Raw genomic sequence first — 17,286 nt, 5'->3', positions numbered from 1 at the left:
CCGACCACACTTCCCGAATGGGTACTGAGGTGCAGATGAGACCCGCGCTTCCTCTTTTTGCCTGCCTGCTGTCATGCACCAGTGCGTCGACCGTGGCCGATACCTTCAGCACCGCCATCGGCATGGACTATTCAAGTGGCGACTATGGCACGGGTACCACTTCGGAAATCTGGTACGTCCCCGTGGTCGGCAAATATGAAACCGGCCCCATGATCTACAAGGTCACCGTGCCCTGGTTGCGCATCACCAACCCGGAAGTAGGCCCCAATGGTGACCCCCTGCCCGGAGGTTGCCGGGATGTGGAAAGCGGGCTGGGTGACACGGTCGCCAGCGCCGGGTATGCCCTGCTGGATGGCAGTGACGGCGGCCTGATGCTCGACCTGATCGGCAAGGTCAAATTCCCCACCGCCGATGAAGACCAGTGCCTTGGCACCGGTGAATACGACTACACCGCCCAGGTCGACATCACCAAGGGCTTTGGCCCGGTCACCGGCTTCGCGACGTTGGGCTGGAAGAAGTTCGGCGACCCGCCCGACAGCGACTTTGACGACCCGGTATTTATCAGCCTTGGCTTCGCGCTGCCTGTGGCTGCAGGTACTTCCGCGGGCGCCTCCTACGACTGGCGGCAGAAAGTGGTCTCGACCGGTTCGCAGATCAAGGAACTCACCCTGTTCCTGACCCACAAGCTCAACCAGCAATGGAAAGTCCAGCTCTATGCGGTCAAAGGCTTCTCTGATGCCAGCCCGGATGCAGAGGGTGGCCTGATGCTGTTTCACACGTTTTAACGAAAAAAGCCCCTGCGCCGGTCATTCTCGCGGGGAATGCCAGGGCAGGGGCTTTTCAGGTTTCAGCCGTTTTAGATGGGCTCTGCCCACATGTCGTATTCGTCGGCATCCACTACACGGCAACGCACTTTGTCGCCTGGCTTGAAGCCATGGTCGCCATCGATGAACACGCTGCCGTCGATTTCCGGGGCATCGAAGAAGCTGCGGCCAACCGAACCCTGTTCCTCGACTTCGTCGATCAGCACTTCGATTTCCTTGCCGATGCGCAGTTGCAGGCGGGCGGTGCTGATGGCCTGCTGGTGGGCCATGAAGCGGTCCCAGCGCGCTTGCTTGATGTCGTCCGGCACTTCTTCCAGGCCCAGGTCGTTGGCCGGGGCGCCTTCTACAGGCGAGTACTGGAAGCAACCCACACGGTCGAGCTGGGCTTCGGTCAGCCAGTCCAGCAGGTACTGGAAGTCTTCCTCGGTCTCGCCTGGGAAGCCGACAATGAAGGTGGAGCGGATCACCAGCTCAGGGCACTGTTCGCGCCAGTTTTTGATGCGCGCCAGAGTGCGGTCTTCGAAGGCAGGGCGCTTCATCGACTTGAGAACCTTCGGGCTGGCGTGCTGGAACGGGATGTCCAGGTACGGCAGGATCTTGCCGGCGGCCATCAGCGGGATCACGTCGTCGACGTTCGGGTACGGGTACACATAGTGCAGGCGTACCCAGGCACCCAGGCTGCTCAGGGCCTCGCACAGTTCGAGCATGCGGGTCTTGACCGGGCGACCGTTCCAGAAGTCGGTCTTGTACTTGACGTCGACGCCGTAGGCGCTGGTGTCCTGGGAAATCACCAGGATCTCCTTGACCCCGGCCTTGACCAGGCGCTCGGCCTCGCTCAGCACTTCACCCACCGGGCGGCTGACCAGCTTGCCGCGCATCGACGGGATGATGCAGAAGCTGCAGCTGTGGTTGCAGCCTTCGGAAATTTTCAGGTACGCATAGTGGCGCGGGGTCAGCTTGATGCCCTGTGGCGGCACCAGGTCGATCAGTGGGTTGTGGTCCTGGCGTGGCGGTACCACTTCGTGCACGGCGTTGACCACCTGCTCGTACTGCTGTGGGCCGGTGACCGACAGCACGCTGGGGTGCACGTCACGGATGCTGCCTTCCTCGACACCCATGCAGCCGGTGACGATGACCTTGCCGTTTTCCTTGATCGCTTCGCCGATCACTTCCAGCGACTCGGCCTTGGCGCTGTCGATGAAGCCGCAGGTGTTGACCACCACCACGTCGGCGTCCTCGTAGGTGGGCACGACTTCATAACCTTCCATGCGCAGCTGGGTGAGGATGCGCTCGGAATCGACCAGGGCTTTTGGGCAACCCAGGCTTACGAAACCTACCTTGGGGGTGGCGGGCGTGGTGGACATGACTAACCTCGGTATTGAATGCAGGTCGCCCGGCCGGAATCGCGGGCGATCTTGACGGGCGCTTTTTGGCGCCTCTGATCAAAAAGTGCGCAATTCTAGCGAGCGTAAGGTCGCTTGACCAGCAGAAATACGACGAACGCTGCGCTATGCTTCGCGCCGTTGCGTGAAGGTGCCTTCGGGGGCCTGGCGCGCGAGTGAATACTAAAGGCCGAGATGGCCGTCTGCGGGAGTGGTCGATGGTTCAGGCAAGCAGTCACGCCGAGGGCGGGCACGCGGGGAAGCAGGGGACGGCGCGGTCGCTGGGCCTGCTCGTGGCGGCGGTCGGGGTGGTTTATGGCGATATTGGCACCAGCCCGTTGTATACCCTCAAGGAAGTCTTCACCGGCGGCTACGGGGTGCCGGTCAACCATGATGGCGTGCTGGGGATCCTGTCGCTGATCCTGTGGTCGCTGTTGTGGGTGGTGTCGTTCAAGTATGTGATGTTCATCCTGCGCGCCGACAACCAGGGCGAGGGTGGCACCATGGCGCTGACCGCGCTGGCGCGGCGGGCTACGGCCGCCTACCCGCGGTTGCGTACGCTGATGGTAATCTGCGGTTTGATCGGCGCTTCGCTGTTCTATGGCGACAGCATGATCACCCCGGCGGTATCGGTGCTCTCGGCCGTGGAGGGCATGGGCCTGGCGTTTGACGGAATCGACCACTGGGTGGTGCCGATTTCGCTGGTGGTGCTGGTGGCGCTGTTCCTGGTGCAGAAGCACGGCACCGAGAAAATCGGCAAGCTGTTCGGCCCGATCATGGTCACCTGGTTCGTGGTGCTGGGCGCATTGGGCGTGCACGGTATCTCACAGAGCCCGGAAGTGCTCAAGGCCTTCAACCCGGGCTGGGCGGTGAACTTCTTCGTGGTTCACCCAGGCATGGGCGTAGCCATCCTCGGTGCCGTGGTGCTGGCGCTGACCGGTGCCGAGGCGCTGTATGCCGACATGGGCCATTTTGGCCGCAAGCCGATCGCCCGGGCCTGGTTCATCCTGGTGCTGCCCGCGTTGGTGCTCAACTATTTCGGCCAGGGTGCACTGCTGCTGCAAAACCCGGAGGCGGCCCGCAACCCCTTCTATCTGCTGGCGCCGAGCTGGGCGCTGCTGCCGTTGGTCGGGTTGGCCACAATGGCCACTGTGATCGCCTCGCAGGCGGTCATTTCCGGGGCCTTTTCCCTGACCCGCCAGGCCATCCAGCTGGGTTACATTCCGCGCATGCAGATCCAGCACACCTCCAGCGACGAACAGGGGCAGATCTACATTGGCGCCGTGAACTGGACGCTAATGGTGGGCGTGGTGCTGCTGGTGATCGGCTTCGAGTCGTCCGGCGCCCTGGCGGCGGCCTACGGCGTGGCGGTAACCGGCACCATGCTGATGACCACCATTCTGGTGTCGGCGGTGATGCTGCTGTTGTGGAAGTGGCCGCCGGTGCTGGCAGTACCGATCCTGGTGGGCTTCCTGTTTGTGGATGGGCTGTTCTTCGCCGCCAACGTGCCGAAAATCGTCCAGGGCGGTGCCTTCCCGGTGCTGGCTGGCGGTGTGCTGTTCCTGCTGATGAGCACCTGGAAGCGCGGCAAGCAGATCCTGGTGGAGCGTATTGACGAAGGTGCGCTGCCATTGCCGCTGTTTATCAGCAGTATCCGCATTCAGCCGCCGCACCGGGTCGAAGGGACGGCGGTGTTCCTCACTGCCCGGTCGGATGCCGTGCCCCACGCCTTGTTGCACAACATGCTGCATAACCAGGTGCTGCACAGCCAGGTGGTGTTGCTGACTGTGATCAGCGAGGACCGGCCGCGGGTACCGGAGCAGGAGCGCTTCGAGGTGGAGGCTTATGGTGACGGGTTCTTCCGAGTGCTGTTGCACTTTGGCTTCATGGACGAGCCCGACGTGCCGGCGGCATTGAAGCTGTGCCATCTGGACGATCTGGACTTCACCCCGATGCGCACCACTTACTTCCTCAGCCGCGAGACGGTAATCGCGTCGCGGCTGGAGGGGATGTCGCGCTGGCGGGGCAACCTGTTCGCGTTCTTGCTGAAGAATGCCAACGGGAATCTGCGCTTCTTCAACCTGCCGCTGAACCGGGTGATCGAACTGGGGACCCAGGTCGAGATCTGATAGCCAAGGGCCGCAAAGCGGCCCCAATCATTATCAGTTCTGTTCGGCGACGCTGGACTTGCCCTGGCGTGTCTCGATCTCACCAATCAAGCGCTTGGCCAGCGCCGGGTAGTTCTCATCAAAGTGGTGCCCCCCAGGCAGCTTCAGGCGCTCACCCACCGCGGTCTTTTCGGTGCAACCGCTTTCGTCGGTCTCTTCCACGCCATACACGCACACCACCTTGGCGGCCGGCAGCCTGGCCATTTCCGGACCGGTTGGGGCCTCCTGGCCTTCCTTGCCCAGCCAGCCCTCGACCTCGATCTCGAAGCTGCCGCTGCGGGCAAAGGCCAGCAGCATCACCGCGTCGATGCGTTGCTGGTCCTCCACCGGCAGGCGGTTGTAGATTGCCGGCAGCACATCGGCACCGAACGAATAGCCAGTCAGTACAAAGCGCTTGGTACCCCACTTCTGCCGGTAATGTTGCATCAGCTCGGACAGGTCGGCCGCACTTTGCTCCGGGGTCTTGTGCTGCCAGTAATAGCGCAGGGTGTCGATACCCACCACCGGGTAGCCCAGCTTGGCCATTTCCCCGGCGACATCGCGGTCCAGGTCACGCCAGCCGCCGTCACCGGAGAGGAACAGGGTGACTGTGTCGGTTGTCTGCCCGGCCGGCACTTCTACCACGGGGATGGCCAGGGCGTTGCCATCGTGGCCTACCAGCGCTTGGGTCAGCTGGGCCTTGAGCACTTGTGGCAAGTGGATGTCGTAGTCACTGATGCTGGTTTCGGCATTGGCCTGGTCGCGTACGAACGCGGCACTGGCGTCATCCGGGTTGTCGTTCCAGGCGACGTTCCAGTGGCCATGGGCAGCCGCTTTGGGCAGCGGTGCCTGGCAGCCGGGTTGCTCGACGGTGAAGTCCACGGAAATTGCCCGGGCCTTGTCGTCGTTCTGGCTGGCCAGCCAGCGCCAGGCCTGGGCGGCGCCAGGGCCGATACCAGCGACCAATGTCGGCTTGTCCGACAGCTCGGCCAGGGCCTGGCCCATGACCTGTTGCTGCTTGCTGCAGTCGTTAGGCGGCAAAACCACCTGCACCAGCTGAGCTTCACCGGCCTGGCTCAGGTCAAGCAACTGCTTGTCCGTCAGCGCCTGATCCTGTGGCACACCGATGGCCACCCGGGCCTTGGGGTGCACGCCCGGGGTCACGCGGGTGATGCTGGCGCCATTGCTGCTCAATTGCTCCAGGCGCGCCTCGGGGGCCGGACGCGTCCACAGCCAGAATGCCAGCACCCCTCCCAGGGCGGCCAGCAGCAGAGGAACCAGCAGGTACAGCCAAAAGCGTCGGGTCATCAACGTTTCACCAATCCAGTCAGGCCGCCTGCAATCAGGGCGGCAGTATCGGCCAGTGCCACAAGCGGGTCGAGCCCGGCCGGCACGGCCATGTAGCGGGGTTCCCAATCCGGTTGGAACTTGTCCTTGAAGCGTCGAAGCCCCTGGAAGTTGTAAAGCTGTTCGCCACGGCGGAACACCATCGAGCCCAGGCGCTGGGTCAGGGGCGCGCCACGCCGCGGCTGCAGGCCTGAAAGCGGCACCATGCCCAGGCTGAAGCGGGAATACTCATGGCTTTTGTAGTGCAGGATCAGGCCGATCATCATGAACTCCATGGTCAGCTTCGGTGCCTCGGGGTGTGCACGCATCAGGTCGAGGCTGGCCAGCTCGTTGCTGTGGGTCTCCAGCAGGTTGGCGAACGCCACCGGCCGGCCCTGGAAGCGGATCAGGGCGATGCGGAAATGCTGCAGGTACTCCGGGCTAAAGCGCCCCAGCGAGAAGCCTTTTTCGCGCACGCTTTTACCGCCGAGCCAGGCATCGGAAATTTCCTTCAGCTCTGCCAGCGGGGCGTGGCCAGGTTCGTGAATTTCGAGGCTCAGGCCGTCGCGGCCACCGCGGTTCCACGTGTAGCGCAGGTCCTTCATCTCTTTGCCCTTGGCTTCGAGGTCGAAGCGGCGCAAGTCCACCCGGGCTTCTTCGCCCAGCTTCAGTGCGGTCAGGCCAATGTCCATATAGAACGGCAGGTTTTCGGCGCGCACCTGGTAGAACACTGGCCGGGCGTGATGCAGGTCGCACAGGTCGCGGAACTGCCAGATCATTTCGGCGCGTTCCTGGGCCGGGCCGATCGGGTCGTACAGGGCCACCAGGCTACGGCCGCGACGCGCGTACATAAGGAAGGCATTGTCGCGTGGGTGAAACAGCAACGCCTTGTCGCCGGTCAGGGCCAGGCCGCCGTCGGGCTGGTCGGAGGCCAGCAGGATACGGTTGGCGCGCTGCAGTTCTTCGTCGTCGGGCAGGTGGATCACCGGCGGCGCGGTGCGCAGCAGCCAGGTCAGCGCCAAGGCAGCCAGCAGCAAGGCGCTGCCCATGGCGGCGCGCAGGCCGCGCGGGGCATCGGCGTCGAGGGTGAACTGCCACCACAGCTGATGGCTGTAGGGCACATCCTGGTAGGCAAACAACAGCAGCCACACCGATGCGCCGACCGCACAGGCACTGGCCACCAGGAACACTGGCGAAAATGGCAGCTCCAGCAGGCGGCTGGGGCGGTAGAACGAGCGACGGAACAGGGCCAGCAGGGCCGCGGTGAAGGTCAGCAGGCAGGCCTCTTCCCAGTCAAAACCCTTGAGCAGCGACAGCAGGGCACCGACCAGGAGCAGCACGGTGGTCAGCAGCCAGGCCGCGGACAGCCGCCGGCGCAGGCCTTGGGCCAGCAACAGGCACAGCACGCCGATCAGGCTCGCGCCAAAGTGCGAGGCATCGATCAGCCGGTGCGGCACCAGGAAGCCCATGTGCTCCAGGCGCGTGTCGATCTCGGGCGTGACGCCGGAAAACAGCAGCACCACCCCAGACAGGAATACCATTATCGACAGGATGGGGGCGGCCATCCCGGAGGCGGCCTTGATGGCCTGCTGCGCGAACAGCAGGCGCCGGGCTTCATTGGCCAGCAGCAGTACGCAGGCCAGCAGCAGGGGCAGCACCACATAGATCAGCCGGTACAGCAGCAGGGCGGCCGCCAGCGGCGCGGCACCGAGCTGGTCGGCAAAGGCCGCCAGCAGGATGGCTTCGAACACCCCGACGCCGCCCGGTACGTGGCTGAGCACGCCTGCGGCCAGGGCCAGCAGGTACACCAGCACAAACGCGCCAAAGGGTGGTGCTTCGGGCAGCAGCAGATACAGTACGGTGGCGGCCGCTGCCACATCCAGCGCGGTAATCAGCAGTTGCAGGGCGGCCAGGCGCGCGCCCGGCAGGCGCAGTGTGCGGCGGCCCAGTTGCACCAGCAGGTTATTGGCCAGCGGCTGTTCGGCCAGGCGCCGGCGGTACAAGCCGAACACCAGCAGGGCGGACGCCACCAGCACGGCGGCGGCGATACCTGCCAGCAGGCCAGGCGCCAACCCCAGTGCGGTCGAGGCTGCCGGCAGGTCGCTCAAGGTTGCCAAGGCGGCGAGGGGGGGCAGCGCGCAGCCCAGCGACAGGCTGGCAAACACGGTCATGCGTGCGACTTCGCCAGCGCCCAGCCCCTGGCGTGCATACAGGCGGTAGCGCACCGAGCCACCCGAAAGCATCGACAGGCCGATGGCGTTGCCGATGGCAAAGGCGCTGAAGCCGCCAAGCACCAGGCTGCGTGCCGGCAGTTTCACGCCGGCATAGCGGCTGGCCGACCACTCGTAACCCAGCAGGATCACGAAGCCGATCACGGTCGCCAGCAAGGCACCCAGCACTGACTGGGCCGGTACGCTGAGCATGGCATCGTGCAAGGCATAGATGTCCAGCTCGCTCAGCAGGTGGCGGCAGGCAATCAACGCCATTGTGAATAGAACCAGGGTCACTGCCAGGCCGATGGGCTGGCGGTAGCGGCTCACGCGTTCGAGCAAGGGCAGACGCTGCACGGCACCGGGTAGCGCCGAGGCCAGTGGCACCGGAGGTTCGGGGTTGTGAGAAGTCATAGGTTGCCTCGGGCATGCAGCGCGAGGTTGAGGGGAGGTACGGCCAAGTGAAAGTCCCTTAGGAAAACGTATCCAATGTTACTCCAGCCTCAGGCGCTTTCAGCGGCTTGGCAGGGTTAAAGATAGTTCATCCTGGGCTGGATGCCTCAAGCCTGCGGGTTGGCTGGAGGGCGGGAAAATCGATGCGACTAAAAGCAGGGAGGGCAGAAGCAACAAACCCCGCGCTGCTGTTACACAGGCGGGGTTTGTTCTGACGAATATGGTTGCGGGAGCCGGATTTGAACCGACGACCTTCGGGTTATGAGCCCGACGAGCTACCAGGCTGCTCCATCCCGCGTCAGTGGGGCGGATTCTACAGCGTGTGGTTTGTATGTCAAGCGCTAAGCTTTGATTTGTCGATGTTTTTCCGATGATACTTTTCAGCGTACAAAGAAAAAGGCCACTGCGTTAACAGTGGCCTTTTCTTGAACTTGGTTGCGGGAGCCGGATTTGAACCGACGACCTTCGGGTTATGAGCCCGACGAGCTACCAGACTGCTCCATCCCGCGTCTGTGGGGCGCATTCTACAGTTTGCTGAGGGGGTGTCAAGCGCTAAGCTTTGATTTATCAAAGGTTTTTCGGTTTTACTTTTTAGAAGGCAAAGAAAAAGGCCACTGTATGAACAGTGGCCTTTTCTTGAATCTGGTTGCGGGAGCCGGATTTGAACCGACGACCTTCGGGTTATGAGCCCGACGAGCTACCAGGCTGCTCCATCCCGCGCCTGTGAGATCGAATTCTACGGATTTACGCCACAGTGTCAAGCAGTTTCATTGAAAAACCCTTTTTTGTTCAAACCCTTAGCGCTCGTCAGCAGCAAGCGGCTCAGGCGCGACGGGGCTTTCAGGCAGTTTGTCGTGTGATGCAGCGGGTAAGGTGTTTCAGGCAGGTCGCATGCGATACTATCTGTATGAATTTACAGTGCTGACGGCCATCCATGTCCTTGCGCAAGATCATCCACGTCGACTGCGATTGCTTCTACGCCGCGATCGAGATGCGTGACGACCCCCGCCTGGCCGGGCGGCCCATGGCGGTTGGGGGCTCGCCTGAGCACCGTGGGGTGATCGCTACCTGCAACTATGAAGCGCGTGCCTATGGTGTGCGCTCGGCCATGTCGTCACGGCATGCACTGAAGTTGTGCCCCGACCTGTTGATCGTCAAGCCGCGCTTCGAGGCCTACCGTGAGGCCTCGCGGGAAATCCATGCGATCTTCCGCGACTACACCGAGCTGATCGAGCCTTTGTCGCTGGACGAAGCCTACCTGGATGTAAGTGACAGCCAGTGGTATTCGGGCAGTGCCACGCGCATCGCCGAGGATATCCGCCGGCGTGTCGCCCGCACCCTGCATATCACCGTGTCGGCGGGCGTGGCGCCAAACAAGTTCCTGGCCAAGATTGCCAGTGACTGGCGCAAGCCCAACGGGCTGTTCGTGATTACCCCGGGCGAGGTGGAGGCCTTTGTCGCCGCCTTGCCGGTGGCCAGGCTGCATGGGGTGGGCAAGGTGACGGCAGATAAACTGACGCGGCTGGGCATCGAAACCTGCCTTGACCTGCGTGAATGGTCGCGCCTGGCACTGGTGCGTGAGTTTGGCAGCTTTGGCGAGCGTTTGTGGGGGCTGGCGCGGGGTATAGATGACCGTGCAGTACAAAATGACAGCCGCAGGCAGTCGGTCAGTGTGGAAAACACTTACGACACCGACCTGCCGGACCTGGCCAGTTGCCTGGCGCGGTTACCCGAGCTGCTGGAGAGCCTGAACGAGCGTATTGCCCGTATGGACAGCAGTTATCGGCCGGACAAGCCGTTCGTCAAGGTCAAGTTCCATGACTTCAGCCAGACCACGATGGAGCAGGCAGGGGCCGGGCGGGACCTTGAAAGTTATCGACAGCTTCTGGGGCAGGCATTCGCCCGGGGTGGCAAGCCGGTGCGCTTGCTGGGGGTAGGGGTGAGGTTGCGCGATTTGCGCGGAGCGCATGAGCAGTTGGAGCTGTTTACGCCTGAATGAAAAGGGGCCGCATAGCGGCCCCTTCTTTTACTGCACGCCCGGATCTGCCACCAACCGGCCAGTGGCCTTGGTCAGCGATTGCAGAAATTCCTGCTGCAGCTCCGGATCGTTGCGGGTCAGCTCGATCAGGCTTTGTTCCATTTCACTGGCTTCTTCTTCAAGGCCCAGCTCCGACAGACGCTTGACCCGATGTACCCACTGGCCGACATCATCATCTTCGAGGTCGTCGAAGATCAGCTCATGGGCTTCGAGCAGCTTGTTGCGCAAGGTGGCGCTGACCAGCAGGCTGGCATCACCCCGCACCGCGTTGTCCTCGTCGAGTACCTGAAGGTGCAGGGTGCCGACGTGGTTAAGGTTCTGCTCGGAGAACGGGCTGTCGAGCAGGTTCAGGCGCAGCACGCCGTTCCTGTCGGTGGTCAGCTCGTGGGTCATCTTGCCGGCCTTGACCTCGACCAGGCGTTCGCTCCAGGGCACGCTGGTAGATTCCTCGCGCTTGCCTTTCTGCACTTCGCTGATCCCGGCCAGGTTCTGCTGGGCACGCCCGTTGGATGGCACGTTCATGAACGGGTTGAGCCCGTCCACGCCATAGCTCAGCCAGTCATGGGTGATGCTTTCCGGCAGGTTGCCCAAAGCGAAGACGTTGACCACGTTGGCGCCGACGCCCGCTACCACGGCCACTGCACCCAGCGGGATCTCGTAGACCTCCCGCCAGGGCTGGTAAGGCGTGTAGCGGTCATAGCGACGGGTGACTTCGAACTCGTTGACTTCGAAGCGCTTTTGCTCATGCACGCGCACACGTCGTTGCGGCAGCTCCATCACCTTCGGCTCGCCGACATCAATCTGCAGGGTGTGCTCGAGCAATTTGCGCTCGACGCGCTCCTCGTGGTCGCTGCGCTGGGACATCTGGTTGGCGCAGCCGCTGACGAGCAGGGCGCCGCACAGTGCGGCGCCCCCCAGGGTAAAGGTACTTCGCTTGAACATGATCACTCGTGCATTGGTTATCAGCGGCGAACGCGGGCCTGCAGGAAGCTCAGCACTTCATTGAGCGGCAACGCCTGGGCGTCCTGCTCGGTGCGGTGCTTGTACTCCAGGTTGCCTTCGGCCAGGCCGCGATCGCTGACGACGATGCGGTGTGGGATGCCGATCAGCTCCATGTCGGCAAACTTGATGCCTGGGCTGGTCTTCTTGTCGCGGTCGTCCAGCAGCACTTCGAAGCCGGCGGCGGTCAGTTCGGCGTACAGCTTGTCGGTTGCCTCGCGAACCACCTCGGTTTCGTAGCGCAGCGGTACCAGAGCGATCTGGAACGGGGCCAGGGCATCGTTCCAGATGATGCCCTTGTCGTCATAGCTCTGCTCGATGGCAGCGGCGACGACGCGGGACACACCGATACCGTAGCAGCCCATCGACAGAACCACCGGCTTGCCGTTCTCTCCCAGTACCTGGCACTTCAGCGCTTCGCTGTACTTGGTGCCCAGCTGGAAGATGTGGCCCACTTCAATGCCGCGCTTGATCACCAGGGTGCCCTGGCCGTCCGGGCTTGGGTCGCCTTCGACCACGTTACGCAGGTCGGCGACCTGTGGAACCGGCAGGTCGCGCTCCCAGTTAACGCCGAAGTAGTGCTTGTCGTCGATGTTGGCGCCGATGCCGAAGTCGCTCATCAGGGCAACCGAACGGTCGATGATGCATTCCAGCGGCAGGTTCAGCGGGCCGAGCGAGCCGGCACCGGCGCCAATGGCGTCGCGCAGTTCGGCTTCGGTGGCCATGACCAGAGGGTCGGCAACCTGTTCCAGCTTGGTGGCCTTGATTTCGTTCAGCTCGTGGTCGCCGCGAACGATCAGGGCAATCAGCTTGCCTTCTTCAGCGCCGCGCACGATCAGGGTCTTGACGGTCTTCTCGATCGCCAGGCCGTGGTTTTCAACCAGTTGTGCAATGGTCTTGGCCTCTGGCGTGTCGACCAGGCGCAGCTCCTCGGTAGGGGCAGGGCGCACGGTTTCACGCGGGATGGCCTCGGCCTTCTCGATGTTGGCGGCGTAGTCGGAGCTGTCGCTGAAGATCACGTCGTCTTCGCCGGATTCGGCCAGCACGTGGAATTCGTGCGAGTAGCTGCCACCGATCGAGCCGGTGTCGGCCTGCACTGGGCGGAAGTCCAGGCCCAGGCGGGTGAACACGTTGCTGTACGCCTGGTGCATGCGGTCGTAGGTTTCCTGCAGGGAAGCCTGGTCGGCATGGAACGAGTAGGCGTCCTTCATGATGAACTCGCGGCCGCGCATCAGGCCGAAGCGCGGGCGGATCTCGTCACGGAACTTGGTCTGGATCTGGTACATGTTGAGCGGCAGCTGTTTATAGCTGGACAGCTCGTTACGGGCCAGGTCGGTGATGACTTCTTCGTGGGTCGGGCCAACGCAGAAGTCGCGCTGGTGGCGGTCCTTCAGGCGCAGCAGCTCAGGGCCGTACTGTTCCCAGCGACCGGACTCCTGCCACAGCTCGGCAGGCTGGATGCTTGGCATCAGCACTTCCAGGGCGCCGGCGGCGTTCATTTCCTCACGCACCACGGCCTCGACCTTGCGCATTACCCGCAGGCCCATCGGCAGCCAGGTGTACAGGCCGGAGGCCAGTTTGCGGATCATGCCGGCACGCAGCATGAGCTGATGGCTGATGACCACTGCGTCGGCAGGGGTTTCTTTCTGGGTGGCGAGCAAATATTGACTGGTGCGCATGGTTAGCCGTGTCGATTGCCTAAGACGTTGAAATAGCCCCGCATTGTACGGGGGCGAAACGAAGGCGTACAGGATGCCCCAGGGCGGGCCGCTTGTCAGCCAAGAAAAAGCCCGGCGAGATCGCCGGGCTTTTTCAGGTGCGGGGCACTGCAAGCCAGGCTTACAGGATGCTCAGCGGGTACTCCACGATCAGACGCAGTTCGTCGATCGAGCTCGAACCGTAGTAAACGCCGTCGCTGGAGCGGTAGGTGGCTTGACGCACGCGCAAGCTCAGGTCTTTGGCCGGGCCGCTCTGCAGTACGTACTTGACGTCTACGTCGCGTTCCCATTCCTTGCCGTTGTTGGTGCTTTCGGTAGTGGCACCCGAGCCGCGAACATAACGGGTCATGAAGGTCAGGCCAGGTACGCCGTATTCGGCGAAGTTCAGGTCGTAGCGCGCCTGCCAGGACTTCTCGTCTTCGGCGTTGAAGTCGGAACGGGCAACGGAGTTGGCCAGGAAGATGGTGCCGCCACCGTCGACGCCGTAAGCGTAGTCGCCGTCGCCGCTGACCTTCTGGTAAGCCAGGGTGAAGGTGTGGGCGCCAATGTTATAGGCGGCCGAGAGGCTGGCTGCAATGTTGTCCAGTTCGTTGCTGCCGTCAGCCTTGCTGACGAATGCGCCGGTCAGGTTGTCGCCGATGGACTTGGTGTCATAGATGTTGAAGTCGAACACCAGGCCTTGCTTGTCGCTGATCGGCAGCGCCCAGTTGATGTTGCCGTACCACTTGCGGAAGTGGTCTTCAATGCGCGAGTAGTAGACGCTGGTGCTGAGGTTGTCGTTGATGGCATAGGTGCCACCGAAGACGTTGGCCTCGGTCAGGCGCAGGCTGTCGTGGTAAGTCTGAGCCTGGGCGTTCAGCGCGGTGAAGTGACCGGCGTGCAGGGTGAGGCCATCGATTTCGTTGCTGGTGATCAGGCCACCTTCAGCGACCTCTGGCAGCAGTCGGCTATCGTCGGTGGCCAGTACCGGCAGGGCGGTGAACTGGTCGCCAAACTTCAGCACGGTATTGGACACGCGCAGTTTTACTGCACCGCCGCCTTCGGAGTAGTCATCTTGCGAACGGCCATCGGAGGCAGTCGGGAACAGGCCGGTGCCGGCGCGGCCTTTGCCGCTGTCCAGTTTCAGGCCCAGCATGCCGATGGCGTCAACGCCGAAGCCTACGGTGCCCTGGGTGAAGCCCGATTCGAAGGTGCCCAGGAAGCCCAGGCCGGTTTCTTCGACGCGGCTCTTGCCGCTGTCGTTGTTACGGAAGTCACGGCTGAAGTACAGCATGCGGGTTTTTACGTTCAGCTTGCTGTCTTCGAGGAAACCTTTGGACTCGTCTTGTGCCGAGGCCATTGCCAACTGCGAGGTCCCTGCCGCAACGGCCAGGGCGATCATGCTCCACTTCATCACGCGCATCGTGATTTGCTCCTTTGGTTTTTAGGAAGAGTACCGCCGCGCCCAAGTGTTTTAGTTATAGGGTGCAGCTCTTTCTTGTTATGTCGGCGAAAATGTATAGCACGCTGACTGTTGTTGGCGATATGGCTATATAGACTCTTTGCGGAACTTTTTTGCCATGTCGCTTTTAGGTATTTCCATGTCGCAAATCACGCCCCGGTTTATGGGCCGTATAACGCCAGCGCTGTTCCTGTCACCGTAACGAATCTGTAACTACGGATTCTGGTTGAGGAAACTCCCTGGTAACCAATGCCGCTGTTGTTATTTGTCGCGTACACCTGCCACTGCAGATGTCGTGCCGACTTGGCGTGAAGTGAATGCAACAAGCGTGCTCAAAATTCGCAACACTTCATGAAATTTTCACAAAATCTGCTACCGAGGGTCGGAAAGTGCCGTAAACACGGGGCGAAGGCTGTCTCGGGGCATGATGGAGTCGAGAATCATTAAAATTTAAAAAGCTGTCATGAAAGTCAATGTGTTACCGCAACTTGTTCATCCAGAGTCGTTTGTGGGGTGACAAGTGTGGTGGCGGTGCGCAGGTGGCCTCATTTTGGTGCGAAAAGTAGCGCTGTGTTACCGGGAATGTGCAAGGTATCCTTGCAGGCCTGTTTTCCGCTTGAAAGCGGGTTGTTTTTGCCTGAAGGAGATATGCCGTGTTCGTCCTGGATTCGCGTTTGCAGCAGGATTCCCTGGTGCTGGGGGAGTTTGCGTTGTGCCAGCTGTTGCTGAGCAAGGATGCCAACTACCCATGGTTCATCCTGGTGCCCAAGCGCGCCGGCATCAGCGAGCTGTTCGAGCTGGAAGCGGCAGAGCAGCAGCAGTTGTGGCAGGAAACCACCCTGCTGGCTGAAGCACTGAAGGCCAGCTACGGCGCCGACAAGATGAACGTGGCCACCCTGGGCAATGTGGTCAGCCAGTTGCACATGCACGTGATCGTGCGCCAGCGTGACGATGCCGCCTGGCCAGCACCGGTGTGGGGCAAGTGCCCGGCCGTGGCCTACCGTGACGACCAGTTGCAAGCCATTCGCCAGCGCGTGCGTGGGCTGCAGCTTGCTGGCTATCAGGAGGCCTGACATGTCGCTGGAATTGCGAATCGTCGAACTGGAAACCCGCCAGGCGTTCCAGGATGACACCCTGCAGGCGTTGAATGATGTGGTGGTCGAGCAGGCGCAGGTGATCGAGCGGCTGAAATTACAGGTGGCCGAACTGATCAAGCGTCATGAAGAGATGGTCGGCCAGTACGGCACCGAAGGTGAAGAGGCACCGCCGCCTCATTACTGATCACACGAATCCTGGTGGGCGCGGGCATGGCCGCGCCCACCAGGAGCGCTATCGCAAGACAATCAGCGGCGGGTAACTGCCACCACATCTTCGGCCTGCAGGCCCTTGTCGCGGTGCATCACCGAAAACTCCACGCGCTGGCCTTCGACCAGGATGCGGTGGCCTTCGCCGCGTATGGCACGAAAGTGCACGAAGATGTCATCACCCGAATCGCGGGAGATGAAACCAAAGCCTTTCGAGGTGTTGAACCACTTCACCGTGCCGGTATCACGGTTGCCAGCATCCTGGGCGGCATGCTGGCTGCTGCGTGCCTTGCGCGGGCTGCGGGCAAAGCCCACCGCCAGGTGCAGGGCCACGGCCAGTGCCACACAGACCAGCGCCGCGAGGTTGCCCATTTCCGGGCGAGCCAGCAGCGTCAGGGTCTGCAGCACCACCGCCACCACCAGCAGGGCGCAGGCAAGGTGCTGCAACTGCTGACGGGCGCCGCGGTAGTACAGCGGCACGACCGGGGCCAGGACCAGGTTGAGCAGGCCGAGCAGGGCAAGGTAAACCGCGTCGGGTTGTTGCAGGAAGGGTGTTGCATCGGTTTTCAGGCTGGGTATGAGCGATAGCAGCAAGGCTGCCACGCCCGTCACCAGATGGACGATCTTGAACATGGGGTTGGCTCACAGTTGATAAGGCCGATCACAGGAAGAGCTGGCAGCACGGTGCGCATGAGGTGTTGGGCGCGAACACGTGACAAGCCAGCCTATGCACCCGGCAATGACAGTCCGCACGGGTGGCACGGTGCCTATTTAACAGCAAAGGCGAAGGCTACTCAAACCGCAGGCCTCAGTGGGCGATGTGTTGCGCCATGTCACAGGCAGTGTGGGTCAAGTGTTGCTACAGTGGTCGGCGTCCGCTTGAGTCTCAAGCCTTATGGAAAGGGGAACTTCAATGGCAATCGATATCGGTATCAGTGAAGAAGATCGCAAGTCCATCGTCGATGGGCTGTCCCGCCTGTTGTCGGATACCTACGTGCTGTATCTGAAAACCCATAATTTCCACTGGAACGTCACCGGTCCGTCGTTCCGCACCCTGCACTTGATGTTCGAAGAGCAGTACAACGAACTGGCACTGGCAGTCGATTCGATTGCCGAGCGCATCCGTGCCCTGGGCTTCCCTGCGCCGGGGTCTTATGCATTCTATGCACGGCATTCCTCTATCAAGGAGGAGGAAGGCGTACCCCCGGCGGACGAGATGATCCGCCAGCTGGTCCAGGGCCAGGAGGCCGTGGTGCGTACTGCGCGCAGTATTTTCCCGGTAGTGGACAAGGTCAGCGACGAGCCGACTGCCGACTTGCTGACCCAGCGCATGCAGGTGCACGAGAAAACCGCGTGGATGCTGCGCGTGTTGCTCGACGGGAAATAGATACCCCAGAGCTGTGACAAAAACCTGTGGGAGCGGGCTTGCCTCGCGAATGAGGCC

13 protein-coding genes and 3 tRNA genes are annotated in these 17,286 nt (G+C 62.0%); 6 read left to right on the top strand and 10 right to left on the bottom strand.

Going from position 1 to position 17,286, the window contains the following annotated elements; translation table 11 throughout:
• Positions 1 to 35: 35 nt before the first annotated feature.
• Positions 36 to 785, top strand: coding sequence for a hypothetical protein (locus tag E8E78_RS28130; RefSeq protein WP_049277773.1), 750 nt, complete (start codon positions 36 to 38; stop codon positions 783 to 785).
• A 71-nt stretch (positions 786 to 856) separates the two neighbouring features.
• Here E8E78_RS28130 and rimO read toward each other — a convergent pair whose 3' ends face one another.
• Positions 857 to 2,188 (bottom strand): 30S ribosomal protein S12 methylthiotransferase RimO, encoded by a 1,332-nt coding sequence (gene rimO / locus E8E78_RS28125; RefSeq protein WP_059394723.1) that lies wholly within the window; start codon positions 2,186 to 2,188, stop codon positions 857 to 859.
• 236 nt (positions 2,189 to 2,424) lie between these two features.
• Here rimO and E8E78_RS28120 point away from each other — a divergent pair, with 236 nt between their 5' ends.
• Complete coding sequence (locus E8E78_RS28120; RefSeq protein WP_049277777.1) at positions 2,425 to 4,335, top strand: potassium transporter Kup; 1,911 nt, start codon at positions 2,425 to 2,427, stop codon at positions 4,333 to 4,335.
• Between the two features lie 33 nt (positions 4,336 to 4,368).
• Here the strand turns inward: E8E78_RS28120 and E8E78_RS28115 are convergent, their stop codons facing one another.
• From E8E78_RS28115 to E8E78_RS28095, 5 genes are all read right to left on the bottom strand, one after another.
• Complete coding sequence (locus tag E8E78_RS28115; protein WP_049277779.1) at positions 4,369 to 5,661, bottom strand: AcvB/VirJ family lysyl-phosphatidylglycerol hydrolase; 1,293 nt, start codon at positions 5,659 to 5,661, stop codon at positions 4,369 to 4,371.
• On the bottom strand, positions 5,661 to 8,303 hold the full coding sequence (gene mprF, locus E8E78_RS28110) for a bifunctional lysylphosphatidylglycerol flippase/synthetase MprF (RefSeq protein ID WP_049277781.1): 2,643 nt from the start codon (positions 8,301 to 8,303) through the stop codon (positions 5,661 to 5,663). The genes E8E78_RS28115 and mprF overlap by 1 nt, the downstream gene beginning before the upstream one ends.
• Before the next feature lie 260 nt (positions 8,304 to 8,563).
• A tRNA-Met gene (locus E8E78_RS28105) sits at positions 8,564 to 8,640 on the bottom strand.
• Between the two features lie 134 nt (positions 8,641 to 8,774).
• Positions 8,775 to 8,851: transfer RNA gene (locus E8E78_RS28100), tRNA-Met, on the bottom strand.
• 134 nt (positions 8,852 to 8,985) lie between these two features.
• Positions 8,986 to 9,062, bottom strand: a tRNA-Met gene (locus E8E78_RS28095).
• Positions 9,063 to 9,282: 220 nt separating this feature from the next.
• Here E8E78_RS28095 and dinB point away from each other — a divergent pair.
• Complete coding sequence (gene dinB, locus E8E78_RS28090) at positions 9,283 to 10,341, top strand: DNA polymerase IV (RefSeq protein WP_162465281.1); 1,059 nt, start codon at positions 9,283 to 9,285, stop codon at positions 10,339 to 10,341.
• Positions 10,342 to 10,368: 27 nt separating this feature from the next.
• Here dinB and E8E78_RS28085 read toward each other — a convergent pair whose 3' ends face one another.
• The 3 genes from E8E78_RS28085 to E8E78_RS28075 all read right to left on the bottom strand — a co-directional run bounded on the left by E8E78_RS28085 (position 10,369) and on the right by E8E78_RS28075 (position 14,499).
• Positions 10,369 to 11,322 (bottom strand): lipoprotein, encoded by a 954-nt coding sequence (locus E8E78_RS28085; protein WP_049276750.1) that lies wholly within the window; start codon positions 11,320 to 11,322, stop codon positions 10,369 to 10,371.
• 20 nt (positions 11,323 to 11,342) lie between these two features.
• Positions 11,343 to 13,058, bottom strand: a complete 1,716-nt coding sequence (locus E8E78_RS28080) for a proline--tRNA ligase (RefSeq protein ID WP_016498316.1) — start codon at positions 13,056 to 13,058, stop codon at positions 11,343 to 11,345.
• A gap of 160 nt (positions 13,059 to 13,218) precedes the next feature.
• Complete coding sequence (locus E8E78_RS28075) at positions 13,219 to 14,499, bottom strand: OprD family porin (protein ID WP_016488662.1); 1,281 nt, start codon at positions 14,497 to 14,499, stop codon at positions 13,219 to 13,221.
• Between the two features lie 692 nt (positions 14,500 to 15,191).
• Here E8E78_RS28075 and E8E78_RS28070 point away from each other — a divergent pair.
• Entirely contained in the window at positions 15,192 to 15,611 is a 420-nt protein-coding gene (locus E8E78_RS28070) for an HIT domain-containing protein (protein WP_016498317.1), read from the top strand.
• Between the two features lies 1 nt (position 15,612).
• Positions 15,613 to 15,819, top strand: coding sequence for a SlyX family protein (locus E8E78_RS28065; RefSeq protein ID WP_016498318.1), 207 nt, complete (start codon positions 15,613 to 15,615; stop codon positions 15,817 to 15,819).
• Between the two features lie 62 nt (positions 15,820 to 15,881).
• On the opposite strand, the gene E8E78_RS28060 is transcribed toward E8E78_RS28065, so the two are convergent.
• Positions 15,882 to 16,475, bottom strand: a complete 594-nt coding sequence (locus tag E8E78_RS28060) for a cold-shock protein (protein ID WP_049276753.1) — start codon at positions 16,473 to 16,475, stop codon at positions 15,882 to 15,884.
• Between the two features lie 280 nt (positions 16,476 to 16,755).
• Here E8E78_RS28060 and E8E78_RS28055 point away from each other — a divergent pair, with 280 nt between their 5' ends.
• The gene (locus E8E78_RS28055) at positions 16,756 to 17,229 is read left to right on the top strand and encodes a Dps family protein (protein WP_003254783.1); all 474 of its coding nucleotides are present in this window, start codon (positions 16,756 to 16,758) and stop codon (positions 17,227 to 17,229) included.
• The last annotated feature ends 57 nt before the right edge of the window (positions 17,230 to 17,286 follow it).

Origin of the sequence: Pseudomonas sp. BN505, from assembly GCF_029873175.1 — a bacterium.
Lineage (GTDB): Bacteria > Pseudomonadota > Gammaproteobacteria > Pseudomonadales > Pseudomonadaceae > Aquipseudomonas > Aquipseudomonas putida.
Note: the sequence above shows the minus strand (reverse complement) of the source record. Positions and strands in the feature narration are given on the sequence as shown.

Bases quoted from the DNA above. Each gene is read 5' to 3' on its own strand.
- E8E78_RS28130 (WP_049277773.1), top strand. From the start codon at position 36: ATGAGACCCGCGCTTCCTCTTTTTGCCTGCCTGCTGTCATGCACCAGT.
- rimO (WP_059394723.1), bottom strand. From the start codon at position 2,188: ATGTCCACCACGCCCGCCACCCCCAAGGTAGGTTTCGTAAGCCTGGGT.
- E8E78_RS28120 (WP_049277777.1), top strand. From the start codon at position 2,425: ATGGTTCAGGCAAGCAGTCACGCCGAGGGCGGGCACGCGGGGAAGCAG.
- E8E78_RS28115 (WP_049277779.1), bottom strand. From the start codon at position 5,661: ATGACCCGACGCTTTTGGCTGTACCTGCTGGTTCCTCTGCTGCTGGCC.
- mprF (WP_049277781.1), bottom strand. From the start codon at position 8,303: ATGACTTCTCACAACCCCGAACCTCCGGTGCCACTGGCCTCGGCGCTA.
- E8E78_RS28085 (WP_049276750.1), bottom strand. From the start codon at position 11,322: ATGTTCAAGCGAAGTACCTTTACCCTGGGGGGCGCCGCACTGTGCGGC.
- E8E78_RS28080 (WP_016498316.1), bottom strand. From the start codon at position 13,058: ATGCGCACCAGTCAATATTTGCTCGCCACCCAGAAAGAAACCCCTGCC.
- E8E78_RS28075 (WP_016488662.1), bottom strand. From the start codon at position 14,499: ATGCGCGTGATGAAGTGGAGCATGATCGCCCTGGCCGTTGCGGCAGGG.
- E8E78_RS28065 (WP_016498318.1), top strand. From the start codon at position 15,613: ATGTCGCTGGAATTGCGAATCGTCGAACTGGAAACCCGCCAGGCGTTC.
- E8E78_RS28060 (WP_049276753.1), bottom strand. From the start codon at position 16,475: ATGTTCAAGATCGTCCATCTGGTGACGGGCGTGGCAGCCTTGCTGCTA.
- E8E78_RS28055 (WP_003254783.1), top strand. From the start codon at position 16,756: ATGGCAATCGATATCGGTATCAGTGAAGAAGATCGCAAGTCCATCGTC.